The organism is Actinoplanes derwentensis, from assembly GCF_900104725.1.
GTDB classification, from domain to species: Bacteria; Actinomycetota; Actinomycetes; order Mycobacteriales; family Micromonosporaceae; genus Actinoplanes; species Actinoplanes derwentensis.
This window is the reverse complement of sequence record NZ_LT629758.1, coordinates 3,691,743-3,717,579: the sequence shown is the minus strand read 5'-3', so window position 1 is coordinate 3,717,579 and position 25,837 is coordinate 3,691,743. Positions and strand designations below refer to the sequence as shown.

At 69.6% G+C, this 25,837-nt stretch carries 22 protein-coding genes; 8 read left to right on the top strand and 14 right to left on the bottom strand.

Features of this window, described 5'->3' with window-relative positions; all coding sequences use genetic code 11:
* Positions 1–7: 7 nt before the first annotated feature.
* The 9 genes from BLU81_RS16390 to BLU81_RS16350 form a co-directional block, all read right to left on the bottom strand.
* Complete coding sequence (locus BLU81_RS16390; protein ID WP_197686241.1) at positions 8–466, bottom strand: cytidine/deoxycytidylate deaminase family protein; 459 nt, start codon at positions 464–466, stop codon at positions 8–10.
* Positions 463–1,221, bottom strand: coding sequence for an amidohydrolase family protein (locus tag BLU81_RS16385; RefSeq protein ID WP_092545470.1), 759 nt, complete (start codon positions 1,219–1,221; stop codon positions 463–465). The genes BLU81_RS16390 and BLU81_RS16385 overlap by 4 nt, the downstream gene beginning before the upstream one ends.
* Positions 1,218–2,195 (bottom strand): ABC transporter ATP-binding protein, encoded by a 978-nt coding sequence (locus BLU81_RS16380; RefSeq protein ID WP_231954586.1) that lies wholly within the window; start codon positions 2,193–2,195, stop codon positions 1,218–1,220. The genes BLU81_RS16385 and BLU81_RS16380 overlap by 4 nt, the downstream gene beginning before the upstream one ends.
* A complete protein-coding gene (locus BLU81_RS16375) occupies positions 2,192–3,208 on the bottom strand; it encodes an ABC transporter ATP-binding protein (RefSeq protein ID WP_092545468.1) in 1,017 nt (338 codons plus the stop codon). The genes BLU81_RS16380 and BLU81_RS16375 overlap by 4 nt, the downstream gene beginning before the upstream one ends.
* Positions 3,205–3,876, bottom strand: a complete 672-nt coding sequence (locus tag BLU81_RS16370; RefSeq protein ID WP_092545467.1) for an alpha/beta fold hydrolase — start codon at positions 3,874–3,876, stop codon at positions 3,205–3,207. The genes BLU81_RS16375 and BLU81_RS16370 overlap by 4 nt, the downstream gene beginning before the upstream one ends.
* A gap of 1 nt (position 3,877) precedes the next feature.
* Positions 3,878–4,945: an ABC transporter permease gene (locus tag BLU81_RS16365; RefSeq protein ID WP_172890563.1), complete on the bottom strand. Its 1,068-nt coding sequence runs from the start codon at positions 4,943–4,945 to the stop codon at positions 3,878–3,880.
* Entirely contained in the window at positions 4,942–5,805 is an 864-nt protein-coding gene (locus tag BLU81_RS16360; RefSeq protein ID WP_197686240.1) for an ABC transporter permease, read from the bottom strand. The genes BLU81_RS16365 and BLU81_RS16360 overlap by 4 nt, the downstream gene beginning before the upstream one ends.
* The gene (locus BLU81_RS16355) at positions 5,798–7,426 is read right to left on the bottom strand and encodes an ABC transporter substrate-binding protein (RefSeq protein WP_092545466.1); all 1,629 of its coding nucleotides are present in this window, start codon (positions 7,424–7,426) and stop codon (positions 5,798–5,800) included. The genes BLU81_RS16360 and BLU81_RS16355 overlap by 8 nt, the downstream gene beginning before the upstream one ends.
* A 117-nt stretch (positions 7,427–7,543) precedes the next feature.
* Positions 7,544–9,463, bottom strand: a complete 1,920-nt coding sequence (locus tag BLU81_RS16350) for a primary-amine oxidase (protein ID WP_092545465.1) — start codon at positions 9,461–9,463, stop codon at positions 7,544–7,546.
* A 154-nt stretch (positions 9,464–9,617) separates the two neighbouring features.
* Between BLU81_RS16350 and BLU81_RS16345 the strand changes: the two genes are divergently transcribed.
* Entirely contained in the window at positions 9,618–10,322 is a 705-nt protein-coding gene (locus tag BLU81_RS16345) for a GntR family transcriptional regulator (RefSeq protein WP_092545464.1), read from the top strand.
* 22 nt (positions 10,323–10,344) lie between these two features.
* Here BLU81_RS16345 and BLU81_RS16340 read toward each other — a convergent pair whose 3' ends face one another.
* Genes BLU81_RS16340 through BLU81_RS16325 form a run of 4 tightly spaced genes read right to left on the bottom strand, consistent with a single transcriptional unit; the run spans position 10,345 to position 16,842 of the window.
* Positions 10,345–12,609, bottom strand: coding sequence for an aminotransferase class V-fold PLP-dependent enzyme (locus tag BLU81_RS16340; RefSeq protein WP_197686239.1), 2,265 nt, complete (start codon positions 12,607–12,609; stop codon positions 10,345–10,347).
* A gap of 56 nt (positions 12,610–12,665) precedes the next feature.
* On the bottom strand, positions 12,666–14,090 hold the full coding sequence (locus BLU81_RS16335) for an aldehyde dehydrogenase family protein (RefSeq protein WP_092545462.1): 1,425 nt from the start codon (positions 14,088–14,090) through the stop codon (positions 12,666–12,668).
* Between the two features lie 15 nt (positions 14,091–14,105).
* Entirely contained in the window at positions 14,106–15,536 is a 1,431-nt protein-coding gene (locus BLU81_RS16330) for a glutamine synthetase family protein (RefSeq protein WP_197686238.1), read from the bottom strand.
* Positions 15,523–16,842, bottom strand: a complete 1,320-nt coding sequence (locus tag BLU81_RS16325; protein ID WP_092545461.1) for an aromatic ring-hydroxylating dioxygenase subunit alpha — start codon at positions 16,840–16,842, stop codon at positions 15,523–15,525. Before BLU81_RS16325 ends, BLU81_RS16330 begins: the two co-directional genes overlap by 14 nt.
* A gap of 190 nt (positions 16,843–17,032) precedes the next feature.
* Between BLU81_RS16325 and BLU81_RS16320 the strand changes: the two genes are divergently transcribed.
* The 3 genes from BLU81_RS16320 to BLU81_RS16310 are packed head-to-tail and all read left to right on the top strand — an operon-like array spanning position 17,033 to position 20,920.
* Positions 17,033–17,503, top strand: coding sequence for a hypothetical protein (locus BLU81_RS16320; RefSeq protein ID WP_231954584.1), 471 nt, complete (start codon positions 17,033–17,035; stop codon positions 17,501–17,503).
* Positions 17,500–17,805 (top strand): winged helix-turn-helix domain-containing protein, encoded by a 306-nt coding sequence (locus BLU81_RS16315; protein WP_092545460.1) that lies wholly within the window; start codon positions 17,500–17,502, stop codon positions 17,803–17,805. Before BLU81_RS16320 ends, BLU81_RS16315 begins: the two co-directional genes overlap by 4 nt.
* A 55-nt stretch (positions 17,806–17,860) precedes the next feature.
* On the top strand, positions 17,861–20,920 hold the full coding sequence (locus BLU81_RS16310; RefSeq protein WP_157751623.1) for a DUF4132 domain-containing protein: 3,060 nt from the start codon (positions 17,861–17,863) through the stop codon (positions 20,918–20,920).
* 46 nt (positions 20,921–20,966) lie between these two features.
* Here the strand turns inward: BLU81_RS16310 and BLU81_RS16305 are convergent, their stop codons facing one another.
* Complete coding sequence (locus BLU81_RS16305; protein WP_231954583.1) at positions 20,967–21,983, bottom strand: hypothetical protein; 1,017 nt, start codon at positions 21,981–21,983, stop codon at positions 20,967–20,969.
* A 95-nt stretch (positions 21,984–22,078) separates the two neighbouring features.
* Here BLU81_RS16305 and BLU81_RS16300 point away from each other — a divergent pair, with 95 nt between their 5' ends.
* The 4 genes from BLU81_RS16300 to BLU81_RS16285 are packed head-to-tail and all read left to right on the top strand — an operon-like array spanning position 22,079 to position 25,825.
* Positions 22,079–22,621: a GNAT family N-acetyltransferase gene (locus tag BLU81_RS16300; RefSeq protein WP_092545458.1), complete on the top strand. Its 543-nt coding sequence runs from the start codon at positions 22,079–22,081 to the stop codon at positions 22,619–22,621.
* A gap of 29 nt (positions 22,622–22,650) precedes the next feature.
* Complete coding sequence (locus BLU81_RS16295) at positions 22,651–23,061, top strand: helix-turn-helix transcriptional regulator (protein ID WP_092557164.1); 411 nt, start codon at positions 22,651–22,653, stop codon at positions 23,059–23,061.
* The gene (locus tag BLU81_RS16290) at positions 23,058–23,471 is read left to right on the top strand and encodes a VOC family protein (RefSeq protein ID WP_092545457.1); all 414 of its coding nucleotides are present in this window, start codon (positions 23,058–23,060) and stop codon (positions 23,469–23,471) included. Before BLU81_RS16295 ends, BLU81_RS16290 begins: the two co-directional genes overlap by 4 nt.
* An 11-nt stretch (positions 23,472–23,482) precedes the next feature.
* Positions 23,483–25,825 carry an ATP-binding cassette domain-containing protein gene (locus tag BLU81_RS16285; RefSeq protein WP_092545456.1) on the top strand — a complete coding sequence of 781 codons (2,343 nt, stop codon included), beginning with the start codon at positions 23,483–23,485 and terminating at the stop codon, positions 25,823–25,825.
* Positions 25,826–25,837 lie beyond the last annotated feature (12 nt).

The following is a 25,837-nucleotide window of genomic DNA, read 5'->3' as shown; positions in this document are numbered from 1 at the left end:
TCAACAGTCACCAGAGCCGCCGTGACTTCTCGGGCAGCAGGTCCAGGGCCCGGACGGCGATGACCTCGTCGGTGTCGGGTGCGGTCAGCCAGACGGTGGCGTCCGGGCTGTAGTCGCTGATCAGTTCGCGGCAGACGCCGCACGGTGCGATGATCCGGAACGTGTCGGCCGGTTTGATCTGCACCGACACCACGCTGACCACGTCTCCGAGCGCGATGCCGGCGGCGCGGGCGGTGCCGAGGGCGACCCCTTCGGCGCAGATCGAGCTGCGCCGGCAGGATCCTTCGACGTGGACGCCGGTGTGGATCGAGCCGTCGGCGGCGCGCAGGGCGGTGGCGACCTCGTGCCGGCCGTGCACCCACACCCGGCCGAGGATGTCCTCGGCCCGGCGCAGCAGTTCGACGTCCTCCGGGGAGAAACCGGCGGGCGCGGTTACCGGGGCGGGCGCGGTTACCGGGGTGATCACAGGCCCAGGATCCGCGCCATGTTGCCGCCCTCGACCAGCGCCCGGTCGGCGTCGTCCGGAATCGCCTTGGCGATCTTCATGCGCTCCAGGTCGAAGTCGGATCCCGGCCACTCGCTGCCGAACAGGATCTGGCTCGGGCCGAGCCGTGCGTACGCCCGCCGGACGTCCGCGATCAGGGTCGCCGACGTCTCCAGGTAGATGTGCGGGTTCCGCTCGGCCACGATGATCGCCTCGGGCACGTTCCAGACGGCGCCCATGTGCGCGATGATCGTCGGCACGGTCGGATGGCCCTTGGCGATCTCCTCGATCGCGAGCGGCGCGCAGAACGCGTCGTCCAGGGCGTTGATCAGGATCGGCATGCCGAGTTCGGCGCACTTCTCGAACACCGGGTCGAGCAGACCGTGGTCGGCGACGTGGTAGCCGTGCATCGACGGGTGCAGTTTCAGGCCGGAGATGCCGAGGTCCTTCATCCGGGCGATCTCGTCGAGGGCGTCGTCGGCCTGCGGCATCACCTGGCCGAAGCCGATGAACCGGTCCGGGTGGGCCTTGACCAGGCCGGCGATGAAGTCGTTCTCGATGCGCTGGGCGAGCGAGCAGACCATCGCCATGTCGACACCGGCGGCGTCCATCCGGTCCAGGATGCGCTTGGGGTCGAACGGGGTGTACGGCGGCGCCGGCTGCCCCGGCTTGGCTCCGGTGAGGTAGTCGGAGCGGCCTCGCACGTCCTGGGTGGTGTTGTACGCGTCGATGATCATGAAGTGCTGCCTTTCACAGGGATCAACGGCAGGTGACAGCGGACCTCCCGGCCCGGCTGCACCTCCCGGAGGACGGGAGCATCGGTCCGGCACACGTCGGTCGCGTACCGGCACCGGGTGTGGAACGTGCAACCGGCCGGAGGATCGGCCGGGTCGGGCAGTTCGCCGGTGAGTTCGATGCGGTCCCGGCGCGGTTGTTTGGACAGGGCCGGGACACTGGAGAGAAGAGCTTCGCCGTACGGGTGGGCGGGGCCGGCGAAGAAGTCGTCCCGGGACGCGACCTCGATGATCTGTCCCAGGTACATCACGGCGATCCGGTCCGCGATGTGCCGGACCACGCCCAGGTCGTGCGAGATGAACAGCATGGTCAGCCCGCGTTCCCGGATCAGGTCCGAGAGCAGGTTGATGACCTGGGCCTGGATCGACACGTCGAGTGCGGAGACCGGTTCGTCGGCGACCACGAACCGCGGCGACGGGGCGAGCGCGCGGGCGATGCCGATGCGCTGCCGCTGGCCGCCGGAGAACTCGTGCGGCTTACGGGTGCCGGCCTCGCGCCCGAGCCCGACCTGGTCGAGCAGATCGTCGACGATCTTGCGGGCCTCGTCCTTGCCGGTGCCACGGGCCCGCAGCAGCGGCTCGGCCACGATGTCGGCGATGCTGCGCCGCGGGTTGAGCGAGCCGAACGGGTCCTGGAACACCATCTGCAGGTCGGCCCGGATCTTGCGGAACACCGTCCCGCGCAGCTTGGTGATGTCCTTGCCGAGGTAGCGGATCGCCCCGCCGGTCGGCTCGGTGACCCGGACCATGGCCCGCCCGAGCGTCGACTTGCCACAGCCGGACTCGCCGACCAGCCCGAGAGTCTCGCCCTCGTAGATGGTCAGGTCGACGTCGCGGACCGCGCGCACCCGGCGCCCGGCCGAACCGGCGAACTCCACCCGCAGCGATTCGATCTCCATCAACGGCGTCGGCTTCACGGCGCCACCTCCTCCAGGGCGCCCCGCGCGCGGGCCCGCTCCGTCTCGTCGAGCACACAGGCGTCCAGGTGCGCCGGCCCGCCGTACCGCTTCTTCAGAACCGGAGGGGAGAGGCAGGCGTCATGGACGAACGTGCAGCGGGGCGCGAACGCGCAGCCCTCGGGGCGGGTGACACCGGTGAGCGGGCTTCCGGCGATGGCCGGGAGACGCGCGACGGCCGGGCCGTCGACACGCGGGACCGACGAGAGCAGACCCATGGTGTACGGGTGTTGCGGGTCGAACAGCACCTCGTCACGGGTGCCCTGTTCGATGATCCGGCCCGCGTACATGACGGCGACCCGGTCGGCGACCTCGGCGACCACTCCCAGGTCGTGGGTGATCAGCACGATCGTGGTGCCGTGTTCGGTCTGGAGCTTCTTGAGCAGCCGTAACACCTGGGCCTGGATGGTGACGTCGAGCGCGGTGGTCGGCTCGTCGGCGATCAGCACGGCCGGGTCGTTGGCGAGTCCGATAGCGATCATTACGCGCTGGCGCATGCCGCCGGAGAGCTGGTGCGGGTAGGAGCGGGCGGTCTGTGCCGGGTTGGCGATGCCGACCTCGCCGAGCAGCTCCACGGCTCGTTTCGACGCGTCCCCGCGGCTGATCTTGCGGTGGGTGCGGATCATCTCGGCGACCTGGTCACCGACACGCTGGGTCGGGTTGAGGGCGGCGAGCGCGTCCTGGAACACCACGGCGATGTCCTTGCCGCGCACCTCGCGCAGCTCCTTCTCCCCGGTGGTGACCAGATTGCGGCCGCCGAACAGCACCTCGCCGCCGATGTGGGTGCGTGGCCCGCGGTTGAGCCCGACCAGGCTCATCGACAGCGCCGACTTGCCGGAGCCGGACTCGCCGACCAGGGCCAGGATCTCGCCCTTGCCGAGGGTCAGGTCGATGCCCGCGACGGCCGGCAGCCGGCCACCCGGTACGTCGAACCCGACGGTCAGGCCGCGGATCTCCAGAAGGGCCTCGCTCACAGCGCGTCCAGGGCCCGGTCGATCACGGTGAGGACATCGGCCGGGCGGACCCGCGGGGTGAAGTGGCTGCCCGGCACCTCGCTGGTGATCGCGCCGGCCCGGGCGGCCATGTCCCGCTGGATGCCCGGAGGCAGGGTCTTGTCCTCGGCGGCGACCAGATACCAGGCCTTCTTGGTACGCCACGCGGGCTCGCCGGTCGCCTCGGAGAAGATCCGGTTGTCGCTCTGCCGGGACTCGCTGTCCCAGATGTGCCGCTGGTCGACGGGCACGTCCCAGCCGATCTCGTCCCAGTACTCGTCGGTGTGCTCGGACTTCCACTCGCCGTTCGGTCCGCGCCGCATGTACTTCGACACCTCGGCCGGGGGATAACGCTCGACGATGCCGTTCACGCTCTCGCCCTCGTCCGGGGCGAACGCCGCCACGTAGACCAGGCCTTTGACCTGCTCGGAGCGGCCCACGTTGGTGATGACCGCGCCGCCGTAGGAGTGCCCGACCAGCAGCACCGGCCCGCCGATCGACTCGACGACGCCGAGGGTGTGCGCCACGTCGTCGGTGAGCGAGGACATCGGGTTGGTGACCAGGGTGTGTGCGCGGTCGCCGAGCAGCGGAACGAGTTCGGACCAGGTGGTGGGAGTTCCGCCGGCGCCGTGGACGAGGACGATGTGCATGTCAGGCCTTCCTCAGGCGTGGGTCGAGTGCCAGGTAGAGCAGGTCGACCGCCACGTTGACCAGGGTGAAGAGCAGAGCGATGGCGAGGGCCGCGCCCTGCACGATCGGATAGTCGCGCTGGAGGATCCCGTTGACGAGCAGGTTGCCGACGCCGGGATAGCTGAACACCGTCTCGGTGATCACCGACCCGCCGAGCAGTGAGCCGAACTGCAGGCCCAGCACGGTGACGATCGGCAGCGACGAGTTGCGCAGGACGTGCCGCCGCAGGATGGCCCCGCTGGACAGGCCCTTCATCCGTGCGGTCCGGACGAAGTCGTCGCCGAGCACCTCCAGCACCGACGCCCGGACGATGCGGGTGATGAACCCGGCCATCGACAGCGCCAGGGTGACGGCCGGCAGCAGCAGGTGTTCCAGCCACGGCAGGATCAGCTCGGGCCGGTCCTGCAGGACCGCGTCGAGCAGGACGAAGTTGGTGAACGGCTGATAGTCCAGCTCGTTGGGGAGCCGCCCGATCACCGGCAGCCAGCGCAGCCACACACCGAAGACGACGATCGACAGGACGCCGAGGGCGAACCAGGGCAGGGAGAAGCTGACCGTACCGATGGCCCGGGTCGTGGTGTCGATCCAGGTGTCCTTGCGAAGCGCGGCGACGATGCCGGTGACCATGCCGAGCAGGACCGCGATCAGCATGGCCGCGACGGTCAGTTCGATCGTGGCCGGCAGCGAGTCGCCGAGCAGCCCGGTGATCGAGTTGCCGCCGTAGAACGAGGAGCCCAGATTCAGGGTGAACAGGTCACCCAGGAAGGAGAAGTACTGATCGGGCAGCGACTTGTCGAGGCCCAGCGCTGCGTTGATCTTCTCGGCGTTCTCGGTGATCTCGGCGGCGCTCTGGTTCCCGCCGGTGCCGCCGGCGGCCAGGCTGGTGGCCGGCGAACCGGGCAGCAGCCGCATCGCGATGAAGACCATCGTGCTCAGGCCCAGGAGCACCAGAGGCACGGCGGCCAGGCGCTTGAGCACCAGCCACGGGGTGCCGCGCAGCCGGGTCAGGGTGCTCGTCGCGGCCGTCATCGGTTGGCCCGCGGGTCGAGGGCGTCGCGCAGGTCGTCGCCGACGAAGTTACAGGCCACCACGAAGAGCAGAGTGGCGGCGGCGGGCAGCACCACGAGGCGTGGCGCGGTGTAGAGGAACTCCTGTCCGGCCTGCACCATGTATCCCCAGTCCGGTGTCGGGGGCTGGATGCCCAGCCCGAGGTAGGAGAGGCCGGCGGCGAACCCGGCGGCGACCGACAGGGTCATCACCACCTGGGCGAGCATCGGCCCGGCGAGGTTGGGCAGCATCTCCTGCACGAGGATGCGCGGCCCGCGGGTGCCGCCCAGTTTGGCGGCGAGCACGTAGTCCCGGCCGGCCTCACGGGCGGCCAGGGCTCTCGCCAGCCGGGCGAGTCCGGGGGCCAGGGCCACACCGATCCCGGCGACCAGGCTGCTGACGCCGGGCTGCCACGCCGACACGATCAGGATGATCAGCAGCATCGACGGGAAGGCCAGCGCCAGGTCCATCAGCCGCATGATCAGCCACTCGACCTTGCCGCCCAGGTAACCGGCCATCAGCCCGGCACCGATGCCGAGCACCGCGGCCAGGGCGGTGGACAGGAACGCCACCATCAGCAGCGGCCGGGCGCCGTACAACAGGCGGGCCAGCTCGTCACGGCCCAGGTCGTCGGTGCCGAGCAGATGCCCGGCAGCACCCATCGGCAGCAGCGTGTCGTTGGTGTTGCGGGTCGGGTCGCCCGACACCAGCAGCGGCCCGACGATCGCGGCGAGCACGAAGAACCCCACCACGATCCACGACCCTGCAGCAAGGGGGCCGCGGCCCAGCCTCCGCCCCGCGAACGCGGAGCGGAGGCCGGACGTGGTGGTCGTTTCAGACACTCGCGTTTTCCATGTAGGTGCGGTGGGACCCGAGCGCCTTCCAGTTCATGTTCTTCACCTTCGCGCCGCTGACCACCGGGTTCGCGGCACAGACCAGCATCGAGAGGGTCATGTACTTCTCGGCCCACTCGCGCTGGATCTCCGAGTACCGGGCCTTGCGGGCCGCGGTGTCGGCGATGTTCTTGGCCTCGAAGAGCTTGTCGGCGTACGCCGCCGAACCGTCGAGGGTGTTGAAGCCGGAGATGAAGTCGCCGTAGACGCCGGACGGCCGGGCCAGGGAACCGATCATGTCGTCGGCGTCCGGGTAGTAGCCGTTGCGCTCCCAGATCATCAGGTCGTGGAACTTGTCGTCCGGGGCGAGCAGCCGGTTGAAGTAGGCGGCCGGGTCCACCGAGTCGGTCTCCACCTTGAGGCCGATGTCGGTGAGGTTCTGCGCGATGATCTGCGCGGCCTTCGGGTGCCAGGAGTCACTGGCGGCCATCAGCCGGACCGTGCGGCCGGTGGCGCCGGCGGCCTGGATCAGCCGCTTGGCCTCCGCGACGTCGGTCTTCGACAGATCGGCGAGAGAGGCGTCGTACGCGTCCTGCCCCGACGGGATGGTGTAGCCGTCGGGCAGCACCGCCGCGCCGAAGAACGCCTGCGCGATCAGGGCCTGCCGGTCGATCGCCAGGTTGATGGCCTGGCGCACCTCCAGCTCGGGGATGCGCCGGACGTCCATCATGATGAACGCGTCGAAGCTCTTCGGGGTGTCGTAGACGGTCACCGATTTGTCGCTCTTGAGCTGTGAGAGCGCCGAGTACGGCGTGAACTGGGTGGCCGACACGTCCCCGGACAGCAGCGAGCTGACGATCGTGGACGGGTCGGTGACCTGCTGGAGCACCAGGCGGTCGATGGGCGGCTTGCCGAGGCGGAAGGCGTCGAACGCGGTGAGCGTGACGTTCTGCCCGGAGGTGGCCGACGCGAACTTGAACGGGCCGGTGCCGACCAGGTTCTTGCCGATGTCCTTGCCGTACTTCTCCAGGGCGGCCTTGGAGATGATCCGGGCGCCGATGTCGGAGAGCCGGCCGAGCAGCGTGCGGTCCGGCTTCAGCAGGGTCATCACGAAGGTGTTCGCGTCCGGGGCGGTCATCTCCTTCAGGTTCTTGCCGACCGAGTTGAACGGGCGGGACGCGCCCTCGGGCAGGGTGGGGTCCTTCTCGTCGAACTGCCGCTTGAAGCTGGCGACCACGTCGGCCGAGGAGAAGGTGGTGCCGTCGTGGAAGGTGACGCCCTGACGCAACTTGAAGGTGTAGACCAGGCCGTCGTCCGACATGGTCCAACTCTCGGCCAGGTCGGGGGTGGGCTCGGTGGTGTCGTACGAGATGAAGGTCAGGCCGCGGCAGATGCAGTCGACGACCATCCAGTCGCCGAGGGTGGTGTAGAAGGCCGGGTCGTTGACGGCGCTGGTGCCGTCGATGGCCAGGGTGAGGGTGCCGCCGGTCTTGGCGGCGCCGCCGGCGTCACCCTCCTCGGCGGCGATACCGCAGGCGGCGAGGAGGCCGGTGAGGCCGGCGCCCATGCCGAGTATCGAAGCGCCGCGCAGCAGTGTGCGGCGGGAGACTGCCTGGTTGCCTAGTTCCATGTGGCACTCCGGGGGGTGTATTAAAGTCTGCCGATTTGGGATGTCATTCGGAGGAGATTGGATCCAATTCTGCGGCCCGCTCATCGCAGGCGTGTGTCCCTTATATGAACGCGATGTTTACGAGCAGCAGGAACTGTCGCCGCGGGATGCCGCGGGGTCCGGAATGTCCAGTGCTGGGTTGCGGTCGAAGAAGCCGTCCGGCTCCAGGACCAGGTGAATCGCCTCGACCGGCATGACCGGCCACTGCTCGGGGCGCGGCAGGTGATGCACACCGAGGACCGGCCAGACCACCAGCGGCACGCCGTCGATCGAACGCTGCTGCTCCTGCCACACGTGTACGCCGTCCTCGCCGGGCTCGGCGTGGTTCGGGTACTGGCCGCCGATGAACTGCTCGGACTCGTCGAACGGGGTGGCCCACAGGTGCTGGTGGATGAACGGGGCGCGGCGCGACATCACCGACTCGGGCCGGCCGAAGCTGCGGGTGGTGTTCGGGATCGCCAGGCGGTACGCGGTCGGCTCGCCGTACCGGTTCGTCTTGTCGGCGCTCTCGATCCGCCAGTGCCGGGCGATGCTCGGGTCGTTGCGCTGGGCCGTCTCGACGGTCAGCGGCTCACGGACGTAGCGGACCGCGTTGCCGTACGGGTTGAGCGTGTCGTCCGGCTCGGCCTCGGCGTGCTCCTCGACCAGGCGGTTCAGGTCGCCGTCGATCGCGGTGTCCAGGCGGACGCCGAAATAGTGCTGGTGGATCGGGGTCTGGACGTTCTTGGCGACGATCCGGCCGTACGGAGCCTCTTCGCCCTCGTTGATACCGGACGCCGACAGGATCCCGGTGAGCTTGACCTCCAGCTCGATCCGGCCGTCCTGGTGCAGCGACCAGTAGAAGCCGTAGTCGTAGTTCGCCACCGTCTGGAAGTTCGAGACGATCAGCCGGCGGCTGCGGCGCACCTCGGACACCCCGCGGCGCAGGTCGTTGTGCTTCCAGAGGATGCTGGCGTCCTCCTCGTGCATGCAGACGGCGTTCTCGATCGAGACCGGTTCGCCGTAACCGCCGAGGTGGATGCCGTTGAAGTAGTAGATCTCGCCGAGACAGTCGCAGCCCAGCGACAGCGAGTTGGTCAGCGGGCCGGCACCGTACTCGCCCCAGTCGAAGAAGTTCTTCCGGAACTGGGTGGAGTTGGAGTCGAGGTAGGGCACATACATCTCGTTGCAGGCCGCACGCTTGAGCACCGACCGGCCCTGGAACTCCAGGTCGTAGAGGACCAGGCCCTCGCGGTGGGTGAAGCCGATCCGGAACGTCCAGCCCTGCCAGTCGACCTTCCAGCCGTCGACCGAGAAGCTCGGGCCCTCCGGCTGCACCACGTCGAGCGGCTTGAGACCCTCGCGGTCGGGGCCGAACGCGCCGGTGGTCAGCAGGCCGGCCTCCTCGGAGACCGGGATGACCCCGTGGTCCTCGACCTCCAGGACCTCCATCGTGGTCATGTCGATGATCGGGACGACACCCTGCACCGGGCGGGCGTAACCGTTGTCCGCCTCCTCGGTCCGGTGCCAGACGGTGCCCCAGGTGACCCGGCGGCCGGCGTATTTCCCCTCGAAACCGCCCATCGACTCGGCGTCGATCATCACGAGCGAGACGTCGTGGATGCCGCGCCGGGCCATCACCTCGCGGAACAACTCGCTCTCCCGGCAGGCCTGGGCGGCCGCGCGGGCCTCGTCGGAGGTGATGCCGGGCCGGCGCGGATCGATCGCACGCCAGTCGACGGCCTCCGCCTTGTCGCCGGTGACCACGGCGTCGATCTCCCAGGCGGCCGACCCGCCGGTCGCGATGGCGACCAGGGTCAGCAGCACACCGGTGGCGGAGCCGGCGACGACCTTGCGGGCATGCGTCTCGCCGAGAGTGGCGCCCCAGAATCGGGGCCGGTCACCGAGCCGGCCGTCCGTGCGAGCCGCGTCGACCGCCAGGTTGATCTCGATGGTGGTCGGCGGGTCCAGCGGGTGCGAGCGCAGGACCGGTGAGGCTGTGGTGTGGCACACGCTCATCGGAGGCTCCTTTCGTGGTATGACCATAGGTGATTTCGGGATACGAAGATAGAGTGATTGGATCCATAAAGCGGGCCATCGATGACCTTGCTAGGTTGACGACATTGCTAGGGTGACGCCCGCATCCCCCGACTCTGCTTTCGTTGAGGCCGCCATGGACCCTGTTTCCTTCCACGCGTCGAGCGCGCTCGTCGACGACACCGCCGCCGCCATCCGCGCCCGGATCATGTCCGGTGAGATCCCGATCGGAGCCCAGCTACGGCAGGCGGAGCTGGCCAAGACTCTCGGCGTGAGCCGCACCCCGGTCCGCGAGGCGTTGCGCCAGCTCCAGACCGGTGGCCTCATCGTGGTGGTGCCCAACCGTGGCGCGGTGGTCCGCGTCCCGGCGCCCTGGGAGGTGCGGGAGGCGTATGAGGTGCGTGCCGAGCTGGAGGGCCTGTCCTGCGCCCGCGCCGTCCGCCGGATCACCCGGGACAGCCTGGCCGAGCTGCGGCTCACCAACGAGCTGCTGCGCCCCGGCGACGCCCCACCCGACGCGGCGTCGCACGCCGCCAACGACCGGTTCCACACGATGATCCACCACATCGCCGGCAACGAGCGCCTGGCCCGGGTGATCAAAGAGATCAACGAGGCGTTCCCGCGTAACGTCTCCGCGCTGGTGCTGCACGAGCACCCCCGGCACCGCGCCGACAACTTCGCCGAGCACGAGCGGATCCTGGCCGCGCTCGACGCCGAGGACGCCGACACCGCCCGCCGCGAGATGCAGGCACACGTGATCGAGGCCGGCGAGCAGCTGGCCCGATGGTACGAGCGCCGGTCCGGCACCGTCTTCCACGGGCCCGACCACGGTTTCGCCTGACCGGCGAGCGCGGCGGCAGTCATCAGAGTTCGCCCGGTGCCAGGAAGTCCAGGTCCGGGCGATGCTTGCCGAGAGCCAGGTCGGCCAGTGCGGCCCCGATCGCCGGGCCGAACTTGAACCCGTGACCTGAGCACGCCGCCGCGACCAGCACCTGCGGTGTGTCGGGCAGCGCTCCGACCGCGAACCGGTTCCGCGGCGCCATGGTGTACCGGCACGACACCGAGTCGACCACGTCACCGTCGGCCGCGGGCAGGAATCGGCGGGCCAGCGCGAGCAGTTCACCCGCCTCGGCCGCGGTCACCGGTGTCTGCGGGCCGAGGTCGTCGGCCGGGCCGTGGTCGAGGCCGATCTTCACCGCGCTGCCGTCGAACGCGGGCAGCCCGTAGAGCAGCCCCACCCCGGGCACCTCGACCGAGAACGGCCCGAGCGCCGGCGGCGCCAGCTTGGCCGGATCGGACGAACCGATGAAGATGTTGACGATCCGGACGACCTGCAGAAGATCCTTCAGTGATGGTACGAGCGTCCCGGTCCACGGTCCGGCCGCGATGACCAGGCGATCGGCTCGCAGCAGACCGTCCGCGGTCCGGACGGTGACGCCGTCCCCGTCGGCACTCCAGCTCTCCACCGTGCAGCCGGCCCGCCGGTCCACCCCGTGCGCCAGGCCCAGCTCCCGCAGCGACCGCATGGTGGCCGCCGCGTCGAGGACTCCGGCGGCGGGGTCGAAGACGGCGGTGAACTCGCTGCCCAGCCGCAGCCCGGCGAACCGGGACACCGGAACGGTCTGCACACCTGGGCCCCGCAGCCCGGGGGAGCCGTCAGCGGCGGGCCGTGCGTAGAGGCCACCGGTCGTGGTCAGCAACGGCACCCCGGCCGCCTCGGACAGCTCGGCCCAGGCCAGATAGGCCCGGTCGACGAGGTCGTCCCAGATCGGGTTCGGGTAGGCGCGCCGGATCATCCGGGTGTGCCCGTGCGACGAACCCTCGGTGTGCCCGTCCGGGAAGCGGTCCAGCTGCACCACGCTCACCCCGCGCTGGGCCAGGTGCCAGGCCGCCGACGCGCCGTGCACACCCGCGCCGATCACGATGGTGTCGGCCCGGGCGCCCGAGGAGATCAGCGCCGGAGCGTTCTTGCGGACCTTGAGCGCCTCGGTCAGAGCGTCGACGTCGGAGTCGTCGTTGTAGACGTGCACCGACGCGCGGACCACCGCGTCCAGGCCGCGGCGTTCCAGGTCCCAGCGACCGTGGCTGGCCGGGACCGACACCACGTGCACCCCGGCGGCCCGCAGCCGGCGGACCGTGTCGACCGGCTGCTCGCCGTCGAGCACGAACGTGACGATCGCGCCGCCGCCCGCGGACGGGTCGGTCAGGCGTACCCCCGCGGTTGCCGACAACGCGGACCGCAACCGGTCCGCCAGGGTCGTGGTGCGCCGGTTGATCTCCTCGATCGTCAGATCGAGGGCCTCGCGCAGCGCGGTGCCGAGACCGAGCCGCAGTGCGTGCGCCGTCTCCCAGGTCTCGAAGCGCCGGGCCCCGGCGGCCAGCTCGTAGGCGTCGTCGCTCTGCCAGACCGCGCCGCGCACGTCCGGGTGCGACGGCCGCATGATCTCGCGCATCGCGGGGGAGACGTAGAGCAGGCCGGTGCCGCGCGGGCCGCGCAGGAACTTGCGGCCGGTGCCGACGATGATGTCACCGCTGGTCACGTCGAGGGGAATCTGACCGAGGGACTGCGTGGCGTCCAGCAGCAGCGGAACCCCGGCGGCACGGCACTGGGCGGCGATCTCGGCAGCCGGTTCGATCAGGCCGGACGAGGTCGGCACGTGCGCGACCGTGACCAGGGCGGCCGGCCGGCGCAGCGCGTCGGCGAGAGCCTGCCGGTCGACCGTGCCGTCGTCGGCGCAGGGCAGCACCTCGACCTCGATGCCCTTGGACCGGCGTAGCTCCAGCAGGTGCAGGGCGGAACTGACATAGCTGGAGGCGGCGGCCAGGATCCGGTCACCTGGCTTCAGTGGCAGCGCGTCGAGAGCCCGGTGCCAGGCGACGGTGGCGCTCTCGGTGAGGGCGATGTCCGCCGGGTCGGCACCGAGCAGCCGCGCGGCCAGGGAGTACACCTGCTCGGACTGGTCCTTGGCCGTCGCCGCGGCCTCGTAACCACCGATCCGCGACTCCAGTCGCAGATGCTCGATGACCGTCGCGAGAACGGCCTCGCTGGGCAGGGCCGATCCGGCGGCGTTGAAGTGCCGGGCGTGCCGGGCGCCGGGGGTGGCGGCCCGCAGTGCTGCGGTGTTCATCGCGCGGCCTTGGATGTCAAAGTCACGTAATTGGATCCCATCGTACGAAGAGGTGCTCATAGCGCGATCACGACGCCCTTGCGCTCGCAGAACGAGTGCAGGGCCTCGTCGCCGAGATCGCGGCCGAGGCCGGAGTCGCCGACGCCGCCGAACGAGAGCGCCGGGTCGAAGATGTTGTACGTGTTCACCCACACCGTGCCGGCGTGCAGAGCGGACGCCATCCGGTGCGCGCGGGACAGATCCTTGGTCCAGACCCCGGCGGCCAGGCCGAAACAGGTGTCGTTGGCGATCGCGATCGCCTCCGCCTCGTCCTCGAACGCGATCACCCCGGCGACCGGCCCGAAGATCTCCTCCCGGGCGATCGTCATCGTGTTCGTGACCCCGGTGAACAGCGTCGGCTCGACGAAGTAGCCCGGCCGCTCCGGAACGCCGCCACCGGTGGCGACCGTCGCGCCTTCGGCGACACCCTTCTCGATGTACGACAGGACGATGCCCCGCTGCTCCTCGGAGACCAGTGGCCCGACCGAGATCCCGCCGTCCAGCCCGTTGCCGACCGGCACCTTGCGGGTCGCCGCGGTCAGCCGCTCGACCATCTCGTCCAGGATCGACCGCTGCACCAGGATGCGGCTGCCGGCCGTACACATCTGCCCGGAGTGACCGAAACTCGCCCGCATCGCCGTTGCCGTCGCCGCGTCCAGATCGGCGTCGGCGAAGATGATGTTCGGGCTCTTGCCGCCGAGTTCCAGGGTCAGCCGTTTGGTGGTCGCCGCCGCCGAGACCATCACCTTGCGGCCGACCTCGGTGGAGCCGGTGAACGACACCTTCGCCACGCCCGGGTGCGCCACCAGGGCCGCACCGGTCCGGCCGTCGCCGGTCAGCACGTTCAGCACGCCCGGCGGCAGCCCGGCCTGCTCGCACAGCTCGGCCATCCGCAGCATGGTCAACGGGGTCTGTTCGGCCGGTTTCACCACCACCGTGCAGCCGGCCGCCAGGGCCGGTGCCAGTTTGTGGGCGGCCGTCATGATCGGGAAGTTCCACGGCAGGATCAGCGCGGCCACCCCGACCGGTTCCAGAACCGTGTAGACGTGGTGCGCGCCACCGTCGATCGGGACGACCGTGCCGGTCAGGCGGCCCGGAGCGCCGGCGAAGTGCCGGAAGTCCTTGGCCGAGAACGCGGTGTCGGCGCGGGACCGCTCGATCGGCTTGCCGTTGTCCCGGGTCTCCAGGACGGCGAGTTCCTCGAGGTTCTCCTCGATCAGGTCGGCGATCCGGGTCAGGACCCGGGTGCGCTCGATGGGGGCGAGACCCGACCAGCGGCGGTCGGCGTGGGCCCGGTTCGCCGCTTGCACGGCCAGGTCCACGTCGTCGTCGGTGGCTTGGGCGATGGTGGCGATCGACTGGCCGGTGGACGGGTCGAGGACCTCGATGGTCTCCCGCTCGCCGGGTTCGATCCATTCGCCGTCGATCAGTAGGCTGCGCATGTCTGAAATATCCTCTCAGAAGAGGTCGAAGTATTCGCGTTGCTCCCAATCGGAGACATGCGCCAGGTAGCGGGCGAACTCGTCGCGTTTGATCCGGCCGTACCAGTCGATCGTCTTCTGGCCCAGGGCCTCGGCGAACACCGGATCGGCTTCGAGAGCGGTGATCGCCTCGCCGAGCGACTGCGGGAGCAGGACGGCGTCGGTGGCGTACGGGCTCTCGGTGGGCGGTCCCGGGTCCAGGGCCTTGATCAGCCCGTCCAGGCCGCTGATCACTTGCGAGGCGACGTAGAGGTACGGGTTGGCAGCCGGCTCGCCGGACCGGTTCTCCAGGCGGCCGCTCACCGCTCGGACCATCGCGCCCTTGTTGTCGGCGCCCCACAGCACCCGGTCCGGAGCCAGCGAGAACGGCAGGTAGCGCTTGTAGCCGTTGACTGTCGGCGTGGCGAACGCGGCGGCGGCCGGGGCGTGTTTCAGCAGGCCGCCGAGCCAGTGCCGTGCGGTGCTGGACATCAGCGTCTCGTCGGCACCCGGCTCGAACGCGGCCCGGCCGGTCGCCCGCTCCCGCAACGACTGGTGCAGGTGCCAGCCGGTGGACGCGCTCGCCGTTCCGGCGGGCCGGGACATGAACGTGGCGTGGTGACCCTGCCGCCGGCACATCTGCCGGATCGCCGAACGCAGCAGCGTGACGTGGTCGGCGGCCTCGGCGGCCGGCGCGGCCTGAAGCGTGATCTCCAGTTGCCCGGCGCCGAACTCCAGCTCGATCGAGCGCAACGGCAGGTCGAGGCTGCGCAGGCCGCGCTGCAGGAGCTGCACCACCTCGTCGTACTCGTCCAGCCCCTCTTCGAGCAGGAGCTGGCCGCCCCGGTTCTGTCTGCCGTCCTTGAAGACGTGGAACTCCAGCTCCACGCCGACCGTCATGTCGTAGCCGCTGCGCTCCAGGCGCCCGAGCTGCTCCCGCAGGATGCTCCGGGTGCAGTAGGGGACCGGGGCGCCGGTGGGGAACCGCAGGTCACACAGCACCCAGCCGGTCTTCTCCGCCCACGGCAGCACCCGGAACGTCGTCGGGTCCGGCACCAGCACCACGTCACCGGCTCCGGCGAAACCCGGCTCGGCGTCCGGCGTGAACACCGGCATCACCGAGCGGCCCGACGAGTCCTTCAACAGCAGCGAACTCGGCGCGGTCACCCCGTCGCGCAGCGCCCCCGGGATCGAGGACCTGGTCAGCGTCTTGCCGTGCAGGATCCCGTGCTGGTCGGCGAAGGAGAACCGGATCAGCTCCAGGCCCAGCTCGTCGATCACCCGGCGGATCTGGCCGGCCGCCGCCCACTGCTGGTTGTCCCACAGCCCGTGCCGGTCGATGAACCCGCCGCGCTCGGCCGCCAGCATCGGCCGGGCGTCCCAGCCGCCGCCACCTTCGGCCATCGGGCGCTCGTCAACGCTGCGCAACGTTCTGCCTTTCCTTCTCCCCGGCCCACGGGGACGCGTCGCGGCGCTCCTGCTCGCGACGGCGCCAGGTGGCCTCCCAGTCGGCGGTCGGCGCGATCGTGTCCACGGCGAGGGGGCCGTCCAGATCGCCGGTCCGGGCCGGGACGGTGCCGCCGTCGGCGAACGCGTCGATGGCGCGCAGCAGCATCCGGCGGTTCGCGGTCACCGCGCGATCGGAGATGCCGAGGCGCTCGACCGTCCGGTCCTGGATGCGGCCCATGCTCTCCACCGCCCACTGGTCGTGGACGTTGATGTCCAGGCCCATCCCGGTGTAGGTGAGGTCACGCTGCTCGGCGGGGTCGTACCCCCAGTTGTTCTCCCGGTTGCGCAGCGGCCGGTAGTCCGGCAGTGACACCTCGGTGAGCCGCTGTTGCAGCAGCGTCTGTTTGTCGGTCTGCTCGGCGAAGTCGTAGAAGATCATGTACCAGTAGTGATTGAAATCGTCCACGGGCACGTGCCACTGGATGAAGACCTTGCTGTTGCCGAACGGGACGACGAACGCGTTGGGGAACACCAGGTTCGTGATGCGGACGTGCTTCACCTCTTCGGTGAGCTGGCGCAACGCATACACCCGGAGGCCGTGCTCGGCTTCCTCGACCTCGATGTCCGGACGGTACGCGTCGCCGACCAGCTTCGACAGTTTCTGCCCGGTGCCCTCGACGATCTCGCTGAACTGCTGCCCGTACACCTCGCGGGGGTCCTCATCGATGAACCGGTGCAGGAACGACACGTGGCTCGGGTCGATGCCGCCCTCCAGGCCCTGCAGCCAGTTGCACTCCCAGAGGCCCTTGAAGGCGAAGGTGAACTCCTCGGGGGCCTCCAGGGCGTCGTAACCCGGCAGCGGGGGCGGGTCGCCCTCACCGAGGTAGGCGAAGACGATGCCGTTGCGCTCCACGCAGGGGTAGCTGGGGATGCGCACCTTCTCGGCGAACCGGCTGTGCGCGGGCTCGGCCGGCTGCTCCTTGCAGCGGCCGTCGGCACCGTAGAGCCAGCCGTGATAGAGGCAGCGCAGGCCGCCCTCCTCGTGCCGGGCGAAGGCCAGGTCGACGCCACGGTGCGCGCAGAACCGGCCGACCAGGCCCCATGTCTTGTCCGGCTTGCGGAACAGCACCAGGTCCTCACCGAGCAGCCGCACCGGCTTGACCTGCCGCTCCGGGCTCATTTCGGAGACCAGGGCGGCGGGTTGCCAGTAGGCGCGCATCAGGCTGCCGAGCGGCGTGCCCGGCCCGCTGCGGGTGACGCGTTCGTTCTCCTCGCGTTTGAGCACAGGCCCTCCCATCAACATTGGCATACGATCTCACCAAGATTGGATCCAATCTTGCCACGACCTGGATCTCGGCGGAAGGGCGCACGTGTTTCCATCTGATGGCCTGACCTGCTCTAGGAAAGTACTTGCCCGGCGGGAAAGTGGAGGTGTACTTTCCTGATAGGAAAGTTAGTTCCGGAGGAGGAAGTAAATGAGTATCCCGCCGAACGACGCCGCACTCGCCCTCGCCGAGATGCAGGCCCGCCGCGAGCAGGTCGTCGACACCAACCTCGTGCCGAACTGGTTCTGGTCCGCCGTCGGCGTCCTGATGATCCTCTTCGTCGCCGCGATCGAGAGCGAGATCCCCTGGCTGATCGCGGTCGGCTCGATGACCTACGCCCTCGGGCTGGGCGCGGTGATCATCGCGGTGGTCCGCAAGGCGAAGGTCCAGGTGCGGTACGAGTTGATCGGCCCCCGTGGCATCCTCACCATCCTGGGCTTCGCCGCCGTACTGATCGCTCTCGGTCTTGCTCTCGGGTTCACCCTCGACGCGCGCGACGTGCCGTTCGCCGCCACGGTGGCCATCGTCCCGGTCGCTGTGGGCATGGCTCTCGGTGGCCCGCGACTGATGTCCCACCTGCGCGGACTCATGCTGTCCCGCCCGCTGGCCGGCACCCGGTGAGCCGCTTCGACGACCTGATCCACGCCCCCACCCGGCTGTCGCTGGTCAGCATGCTGGCCGCCACCGACTGGGCCGACTTCAAGTTCCTCCGCGACAGCCTGGCGATGTCCGACTCGGCACTCTCCAAGCAGCTCACCACCCTGGAGGAGGCCGGCTACCTGGAGATCCGCAAGTCCTTCGTGGCCAAACGCCCCCGGACGTCGGCCCGGCTGACCCCGCAAGGGCACGAGGCCTTCGCCGGTCACGTGGCCGCCCTCCAGGAGATCGTCGCGCGAGCCGGCCTGGCGGTGCTCCCGGACTGATTCTGTCGGACCCCCCTTCTAGACTCGCTCGACATCGAGACCAACGGAGGTACGGATGTCGGGCTGGGTCATCCCCGAACAATGGCGGGCACAGGTCGTTCCGCGCCGCGGTGGGATGACGGTGCCCTGGCCGGAGCCGTCCGCAGACGCCGCCGACGAGTGGGGCCGACTGCTCGCCGACCCCGCGCTGGGCATCGTCGAGGGTGTGGTGTTCAACGACGTCCCGCGCGCTGAGGCGCTGGAGTTCGCGGCCGCCTGGGCCGCCGGTGGCACCCTCACTCCGCGTGGTGCCGCCGCGGCTGCTCTGCTGCTCGGTGGTGACGACGCCACACTCCCGGCCGAGGCGTGGGTCCAGCGGTGCGGTGTGGTGTTCGCGGCCCGGGCGGTCGCCGAGATGGTCACGCTGATCTTCCATCCGTTCCGGCGCGACGAGACGGTTTATGCCCGATCTCTCGGCAGCGGCGGCCTTCAGGACTGGTGGAACCGGAACGATCCAGAGCAGGACCGGATGTACGCCGACGAACAAGCGCTGTTCAAGGCCGCGACGGTGGTCCGGGCCCGGCTCGCGGTCGCCGGAGACGACGACTACGCGGCAGCGCTGACCACCCTTGGTGGCTACCGAGCCGGTCCTCTCCCGCAGCGGATGATCACGTCGTTCCTGACGCCGACGCGGCCGGAGTGGATCGACGCGGACATAGCCGGGATGGCCGAGTGGTACGGGCAGTTCGAGATCGACCACCGCCGCCTGGGCCTGGAAGGGCGGTTGCACACCCTGCTCGTCCTCGCCGCCGGGACACCCGCCCAGTTCCGCGCGCTGGACGAGGCGATGGACCGGAGCCCGGTGGGGATCGAGGACGCCTGGATCTCCCATGACCGTATGCTCGGCACTTTGGCCGACGTCCTCGGCCTCGACCTGATGCAGGTGCTCAACCAGCGGCGGTTCGGGGACGTGGCCGGGATCAGGTCGAGCCACACCTACGGGCTCACCGAGCAGGCCCTCAGCACGTTGATGGCGATCCCGGCTGACGACGCCCTGCAACGCGTCATCGACACGACGCTCGACACCCACCTCGCCGACTTCCACGAGTGTGGCGCCCTGACCCGCGATCCGGCTCGGGCGCTGCGTGTGCTGGCCCGGAGCGAGCTGGGTGAACGGCCGCGTAACCAGCAGTGGTTGCCGTCGATCTACCGGGACGTCATCGCCACGGTTCCCGCCGCCGTCCTGGACGAGCTTCCGGCGCAGGACAGGGTGCTGGTCGACGAGGTCCTCGGTGCCGGTCTCGGCCGGGGCCTGGCGGTCCGGCTCGACATGGGCGAGAAGTACACGACGGTGTTCGAGCGTGCCGCCGACCGTAGACAGGCGATCACCTGGCTGGCCGCGATCCCCACCGACGAGGCCTTGGGTCTGCTGGCCGAACGCGCCGACCTGAAGTACGTCACCCCGGCCCTCCTCAAGGTCACAAAGAGGGATCCGGCGCGCGCTCTGCGAGTGCTGGCCGACTGGGAGACAGTGGACGAGCGCCACCGGTCGGTCGTCGCCGACGTGCTGCGGAACCACGTGCTCGCCTACCCCGAGGTGGCCGCAGCCGCCGTGTCCGGCCCCTCCTCGCTCGGTGTAGCCGCCCGCGCCCGGATCGAGGAGATCGGTGCCACGCCGGCTGTTCCGGTCGCCGCCGGGACGGACGTGCCCGCGGCGCTGCGGACCGGCGCGAAGGCCAAGCGGCTGCCCGGCTGGCTGGTCGTCGGGGCGCTTCCCGGAGTGCCGTTGCGGACCGGGGCCGTGCTGCCCGAACCAGCCGTCCGGGAGCTGATCGACCTGATCGCCCGGTCCACCTTCGCCGCGCCGCGCCCCGGTCTCGGCGAGGTGCGCACCACGTGTGACCGGGCCGGGCTGGCCGCGTTCGCCTGGGGGCTGTTCACCCAGTGGCGGGCCGCCGATCATCCGAGCGGCGACAAACACGCGATGCTCGCCCTCGGGCTGCTCGGCGACGACACCACCGTGCCCGCGGTGTCCGCGCTGTTCGGCGAGTGGGCGTTCGGCGCCGCAGCCCGGGTCCGCACCGGGATCGAAGTGCTCGGCGCGATCGGCTCCGACGTGGCCCTCACCCACCTGCGGCGGGTGGCGCGCAAGGCGAAACAGAAGGGTTTCCGGAAACTGGCCGAGGAGAAACTCGACCGGATCGCCGAGGTCCGTGGCCTCAGCCCCGCACAGCTGGCCGACCGGATCGTGCCCGACCTCGACGTGGGCGCGGACGGGCGGCTGCTCCTCGACTACGGTTCGCGCCGGTTCGTGGTCACCTTCGACCAGTGGCTGACACCGCAGATCCGTGAGCTGACGCCGCAGACCGGTGAACAGGCCGGGCGGGTCCTGAAACGGTTGCCGAAACCGGCTGCCTCCGACGACACCGACCGGGCCGCCGAGGCACAGGCGGCTTACACGACGCTCAAACGCGAGCTGAAGGACGTGGCCGCCGAGCGGTTGCGCGCCCTCGAGGAAGCGATGCTGACCGAGCGGACCTGGCGCGGCCCGGACTTCACCGCCTTGCTCCGGGACCATCCGCTGGTCCGGCACATCGCCGGGGCACTGATCTGGCGGATCGTGGACGGCCCGAGCTTCCGGATCGCCGAGGACCGCACCCTCTCCGGACACGACGACGCGGCGCTGACCCTGGACGACGGCATGGCGGTCCAGTTGTATCACCCGGCCACCGGCGACCCGGAGCTCACCGCGACGTGGGCCGGGATTCTGGAGGACTACGAGGTGACCCAGCCGTTTCCACAGCTCAGCCGGGCGGTTCACCGGTTCGGTCCGGGGCAGGCGGCGGCCACCGAGATCAGCGAGTTCGCCGGTGCCAAGGTCAGTGCCGGGCTGCTCTACGCGATGGCGACCCGCGGCTGGCGCTTCGGCGACGGGCACGGCTGTCTGGTCCGGGACTGGCCCGGCGGCCATACCGTGACGGTCGCGTTCGCGCCGGCTTACGACCCGATGATGTACGACATGGCGGAGCCCCGCGTCCTCGGCAACGCCGTCGCCGTCCCGGAGTTCGGCCGGCTCGGCCCGATCGCGGCCTCGGAGACCCTGCGCGACCTGCACCGCCTGTCCGCCGGAGACTGAGCAGCCACATCGTCCCCGGCGGACCAGAGGTGCCGAATTGCTGGAGTCAGTCGATCGTGGGCGGGAGGGTCCGGGCGGCCTTGAGGGCGGCGGCCGCCGACGAATACGGGTTGTAGGTGTAGGCGCGGGACAGCGTTCCGTTGACGGTGAAGTAGGAGGCGGTGAGCTTGGCGGGATCGGTGGCTAGCTCACCTCGGCTGACCGCGTCGTTGCCGTCGTCCCAGCCCCACGGCGCGTTGGCGGAGTTGGTGCCGCACGAGTAGGTGCCGACTCCACACCCGCCGCTGGTGTCCCCGGCGAACGTGCCGAGCGAGGCGAAGAGCGTGGCGTTGTCGCGCTGCGCCCACATCCCGCCGCCCGCGAACAGGTCGATCAGCTGGTAGCGGACGTCCCGGTCGTCGGCGCTGGCGGGCGCCTCGGAGACGGTCAGCGACGGGTAGTAGACGATGCCGTCGCCGTTGATGTCGTACTGCGGCCAGGCTTTCAGTCCGTGCCCGCCCCGCTCCTGGGCGGTGACCGGGTGCTGGAACGAGTCGTGCGGCGACGACTGGAGTTGCAGCGTGCCGTCGATCGTCTCGGTGCCGTTGGACCAGCCGCTACTCGCCGGCTTGTAGGAGAAGAAGTCGCTGTGCGCCACGGTCACGGCGCCTTTGAGGCTGCCGTACTCGGAACCGTCCTTCTCGACGATCTCCAGCACTCCTTCGGCGTCGTTCTCGTGTTCGCTCTCGAAGAACGGGTGGTCGATCCAGTCACGCGGATGGAAGAACAGGTACGTCAGGTAGTAGTGGGTGCTCGTCTCCAGCACCGAGTAGTAGGCCGCGGCGTCGGCGTTGGTACCGGCGTTGTCCCAGTTGTCGCGGCCGTTGAGGTTGTCGTCGAAGTCGTACCGGGTGATGTAGTCACTCTTGCCGCCCAGCGCGTGCGCGCCGGTGGTGTCGACGTCCTGGTAGTGGATCGGTGCCCAGCGCAGGGCGATCTCCGCCCGGCTCGGGGCGGCCTGGGCCGGTGTGGTGAATCCGGCTGCCAGCAGTGTTCCGGCCATGACGGCCGCGACCTTCCGCACGCATCCTCCTTGTATCGGTGCGCGTGAATATAAAGGAAGGTTGCCTATTCCCGGTAGGGATCACGTGAACCCCAGGCGACCAATAGGATGCGTCGATGTCCGACTCGATCGTTCTGCGTGCCGTCACCGAGGACGACACGGCTGTCCTTCTCGACGCCCACCTGCGCAACCGGGAGCACCTGGCCCCGCACGAACCCCCGCGCCCCGCATCGTTCTTCACCCTCGACGGCCAGCGCGAGCGGGTCCGGTCGCTGGTCCGCCAGAACCAGGACGGCAAACTGATCAGCCTGCTGCTGACCCGGGGCGCGACAGTCGTCGGCTACGCCTCGCTCTCCGCCATCACGCCCGCCCCACTGTGCGGCGCGAACCTCGGCTACTGGGTCGACGCCGCCGAACAGGGTCGAGGGCTGGCCGGGACTGCCGTCGGCGCCCTGCTGCGGACGGCCGGGGAGCGCGGCCTGCACCGGGTCGAGGCCGGCACCGCTCCGGCCAACGTGGCATCCCAGAAGGTGCTGCTCAGGAACGGTTTCGCGCACTACGGCACCGCACACAGCCACCTCTACCTGAACGGCGCCTGGCAGGACAGCCATCTCTACGAGCGGATCCTCAGCGACCAGCCCCCTATCCTGGCACAGTGACCGATCCACGCCTGCGGGAGCTCGTGCTGATGCGCCGTGTCCGGGACCGGATCGACCGTGACTACGCGCAGCCGCTCGACGTGGAGGCGCTCGCGAGTCACGTGCACCTGTCCGCGGGGCACCTGAGCAGGCAGTTCAAGGCCGCGTTCGGTGAGTCGCCGTACAGCTATCTGATGACTCGCCGGATCGAGCGCGCGATGACCCTGCTGCGCCGCGGCGACCTGTCCGTCACCGACGTGTGCTTCACGGTCGGCTGCTCGTCGCTGGGCACCTTCACCACCCGGTTCACCGAGCTGGTCGGCATCTCGCCGGGCGCCTATCGCAGACTCGGCGCCGACGAGCTGCAGGGCCTGCCCGGATGTGTGACCAAACAGGTGACCCGGCCGGTCAGGAATCGAGAAGCCACCGTCGACGCCGCGTCTCTAGCATCGAAGGCATGAGCAGCCTGGTAATCCACTCCGCGTTCCTGCCCGCCGACGACCCGGAGAAGTCGCTCGGGTTCTACCGCGACGGCCTCGGCTTCGAAGTGCGCAACGACGTCGGTTACGGCGACATGCGCTGGATCACGGTCGGCCCGCCCGGCCAGCCGCAGACCTCGATCGTCCTGCACCCGCCGGTCTCCGACCCGGGCATCACCGACGACGAGCGCCGCACCATCGCCGAGTTGATGGCCAAGGGCAGTTACGCGGCGATCATCCTGGGTGCCTCCGACCTGGCGGAGACGTTCGACAAGCTGCAGGCGACCGGGGCGGACGTGGTCCAGGAGCCGGCCGATCAGCCGTACGGTGTCCGTGACTGCGCGTTCCGTGACCCCGCGGGCAACCTGGTGCGTATCAACCAACTGAGCTGACAAGGACACCGATGACCGCCCACCGCTCGATCCGCGTGCACGGCGCCCGGGTCAACAACCTCAAGGACATCAGCGTCGAGATCCCGAAACACCAGCTCACGGTGTTCACCGGGGTCTCCGGCTCGGGCAAGAGTTCGCTGGTCTTCGGCACCATCGCGGCCGAGTCGCAGCGGCTGATCAACGAGACCTACAGCGCGTTCGTGCAGGGTTTCATGCCGTCGCTGGCCCGCCCGGACGTGGACGTGCTGGAGGGCCTGACCACCGCGATCATCGTCGACCAGGAGCGGATGGGCTCCGACCCGCGGTCGACCGTCGGCACGGCCACCGACGCCAACGCGATGCTGCGGATCCTGTTCAGCCGGCTCGGTGACCCGCACATCGGCTCGCCCCAGGCGTACAGCTTCAATGTCGCCTCGATCTCCGGCGCGGGCGCGGTGACCGTGCAGAAGAACGGCGGCACCGTCAAGGAACGGCGTGAATTCAGCATCACCGGCGGCATGTGCCCGCGATGCGAGGGCCGGGGCAACGTCAACGACTTCGACCTGACCCAGCTGTACGACGCCTCGAAGTCCCTGAACGAGGGCGCCATCAGCATCCCGGGTTACAGCATGGACGGCTGGTACGGCCGGATCTTCCGGGGCTGCGGCTTCTTCGATCCGGACAAGCCGATCGGGAAGTACAACAAGCGTGAGCTGAGCGACCTGCTCCACAAAGAGCCCACCAAGATCAAGGTCGACGGCATCAACCTGACGTACGCCGGACTGATCCCGTCGATCCAGAAGTCATTCCTGACCAAGGACGTCGACGCGATGCAGCCGCACATCCGGGCCTTCGTCGAACGGGTGATCACCTTCAACCGCTGCCCGGAGTGCGACGGCACCCGGCTGTCCGAGGCGGCCCGCTCCTCGAAGATCAACGGCATCAGCATCGCCGACGCGTGCGCGATGCAGATCAGCGACCTGGCCGTCTGGGTGCGCGACCTGGCAGAGCCGTCGGTCGCCCCGCTGCTGGAGAAACTGCGGCACACCCTGGACTCGTTCGTCGAGATCGGCCTGGGCTACCTGTCGCTGGAGCGCCAGGCCGGCACCCTTTCCGGTGGCGAGGCCCAGCGCACCAAGATGATCCGGCACCTCGGGTCGGCGCTGACCGACGTCACCTACGTCTTCGACGAGCCCACCATCGGCCTGCACCCGCACGACATCCAGAAGATGAACGAACTGCTCCTGCGCCTGCGCGACAAGGGCAACACGGTCCTGGTGGTGGAGCACAAACCGGAGGCCATCGCCATCGCGGACCGGGTCGTAGACATCGGCCCGGGCGCGGGCACCGCCGGTGGCGAGATCTGCTTCGAGGGCACGGTCGAGGGCCTGCGCGCCAGCGACACCGTCACCGGCCGCCACCTCGACGACCGCTCGCAGCTCAAGGACTCGGTCCGCACACCGTCCGGTGCGCTGGAGATCCGTGGTGCCGGAACCCACAACCTGCGGGACGTGGACGTCGACATCCCGCTCGGTGTGCTGGTCGTGGTGACCGGGGTCGCCGGGTCCGGCAAGAGTTCGCTGATCCGCGGCTCGGTCGCCAAGCGCGACGGGGTGGTGGCGATCGACCAGGCGGGCATCAAGGGTTCCCGGCGCAGCAACCCGGCCACCTACACCGGCCTGCTCGAACCGATCCGTAAAGCCTTCGCCAAGGTCAACGGGGTGAAGCCGGCCCTGTTCAGCGCGAACTCGGAGGGCGCCTGCCCGACCTGCAAGGGCGCCGGAGTGATCTACACCGACCTGGGGATGATGGCCGGGGTCGCCTCGCCGTGCGAACAGTGCGAGGGCAAGCGGTTCGAGGCCTCGGTGCTCGACTACAAGTTCGGCGGTAAGGACATCAGTGAGGTCCTCGGCATGCCGGTGGCCGAGGCCGAGGGGTTCTTCGCCGCGGGCGACGCCAAGCTCCCGGCCGCGCACGCGATCCTGAAACGGCTCGCCGACGTCGGTCTCGGCTATCTCACTCTGGGCCAGCCGCTGACCACCCTGTCCGGCGGTGAGCGGCAGCGCATCAAGCTGGCCACCCACATGGGGGAGAAGGGCGGCCTCTACGTCCTCGACGAACCCACCACCGGCCTGCACCTGGCCGACGTCGAGCAGTTGCTGGGCCTGCTGGACCGGCTCGTCGACTCCGGCAAATCGGTGATCGTCATCGAACACCATCAGGCGGTGATGGCGCACGCCGACTGGATCGTCGACCTCGGCCCGGGCGCCGGTCATGAGGGCGGCCGGGTGGTCTTCGAGGGAACCCCCGCGGAACTGGTGGCGAGTCGTTCGACGCTCACCGGCGAACATCTGGCGGAGTACGTGAAACGGTGACGGCTGGACGAT

Excerpts from the sequence above, each read along its gene's own strand:
- BLU81_RS16385 (WP_092545470.1), bottom strand. The coding sequence starts at position 1,221 with ATGATCATCGACGCGTACAACACCACCCAGGACGTGCGAGGCCGCTCC.
- BLU81_RS16370 (WP_092545467.1), bottom strand. The coding sequence starts at position 3,876 with ATGCACATCGTCCTCGTCCACGGCGCCGGCGGAACTCCCACCACCTGG.
- BLU81_RS16365 (WP_172890563.1), bottom strand. The coding sequence starts at position 4,945 with ATGACGGCCGCGACGAGCACCCTGACCCGGCTGCGCGGCACCCCGTGG.
- BLU81_RS16355 (WP_092545466.1), bottom strand. The coding sequence starts at position 7,426 with ATGGAACTAGGCAACCAGGCAGTCTCCCGCCGCACACTGCTGCGCGGC.
- BLU81_RS16350 (WP_092545465.1), bottom strand. The coding sequence starts at position 9,463 with ATGAGCGTGTGCCACACCACAGCCTCACCGGTCCTGCGCTCGCACCCG.
- BLU81_RS16345 (WP_092545464.1), top strand. The coding sequence starts at position 9,618 with ATGGACCCTGTTTCCTTCCACGCGTCGAGCGCGCTCGTCGACGACACC.
- BLU81_RS16340 (WP_197686239.1), bottom strand. The coding sequence starts at position 12,609 with ATGAACACCGCAGCACTGCGGGCCGCCACCCCCGGCGCCCGGCACGCC.
- BLU81_RS16335 (WP_092545462.1), bottom strand. The coding sequence starts at position 14,090 with ATGCGCAGCCTACTGATCGACGGCGAATGGATCGAACCCGGCGAGCGG.
- BLU81_RS16320 (WP_231954584.1), top strand. The coding sequence starts at position 17,033 with ATGAGTATCCCGCCGAACGACGCCGCACTCGCCCTCGCCGAGATGCAG.
- BLU81_RS16310 (WP_157751623.1), top strand. The coding sequence starts at position 17,861 with ATGTCGGGCTGGGTCATCCCCGAACAATGGCGGGCACAGGTCGTTCCG.
- BLU81_RS16300 (WP_092545458.1), top strand. The coding sequence starts at position 22,079 with ATGTCCGACTCGATCGTTCTGCGTGCCGTCACCGAGGACGACACGGCT.
- BLU81_RS16295 (WP_092557164.1), top strand. The coding sequence starts at position 22,651 with ATGCGCCGTGTCCGGGACCGGATCGACCGTGACTACGCGCAGCCGCTC.
- BLU81_RS16290 (WP_092545457.1), top strand. The coding sequence starts at position 23,058 with ATGAGCAGCCTGGTAATCCACTCCGCGTTCCTGCCCGCCGACGACCCG.
- BLU81_RS16285 (WP_092545456.1), top strand. The coding sequence starts at position 23,483 with ATGACCGCCCACCGCTCGATCCGCGTGCACGGCGCCCGGGTCAACAAC.